Here is a 741-nt window from a genome sequence, read left to right on the forward strand (position 1 = left end):
GGCGGTCCTCGTCGTGCGGGGTCGGGGCGGCGGCCGGGGCCCGCGGCGGCGGGGAGGCGGACTCGTAGGCGCTCCAGGTGCGGTGGGACAGGCCCCACAGCAGTGTGGTGAGCAGGACGGGCAGCAGCGCGGCGACCACCAGCCGCCGACCCGGCGGGCTCCACCAGCCGCCCGAGTCGGCGGCGAGGAAAGCCAGCCACGAGGTGCCGCCGGCGCACTCGGCGGAGGCGGCGCACTGCCACGCCACCAGGTCGAGTGCGACCTCGCACGCGGCGGCGACCAGCAGCACCGTCAGCGACAGGGCGATCAGCCGTACCAGGACCGAGTACAGGCGCTGTGCGGGATGCCCGCGGGGGGCGGCTGGGCGCATCCAGTGCGCCAGGTTGGCGATCATGAAGGGCAGCAGCATCAGCCACAGGGCGCGGGCCGCGTTGCCGGACGTCAGGTTGGCCCAGCAGTACGCCTCCGGCACCGGCTGCCGCGGGTAGTCCTGCGGGCGGTCCTCGGCGTCCGCGTCCACCGCCCGCCGGTGGATGCCGGCGGTGGTGTCGCCGGTGACGCGGACGGTGCGGGGGTCGTCGAGCATCCTCTCCGGGGTGGCTCCCCCGACGCCGTGGACGAGGAGTTCCAGTGCGGGCACGGGGCGTGGCTGCGGCTGGCCGGAGCGGGGTGCGGCGGGCATCGGCGGTTCCCCCGGGGTGGGCGGTCGGCCTTGCCACCGGGCCCTCCCCGCGCCCGGGG

1 pseudogene is annotated in these 741 nt (G+C 77.2%); it reads right to left on the minus strand.

What is annotated here, in order from left to right:
• A pseudogene (locus ACYVE9_RS29415) lies at window positions 1-741 on the minus strand (hypothetical protein); the annotation flags it as partial.

This window comes from Streptomyces sparsus (assembly GCF_054776295.1).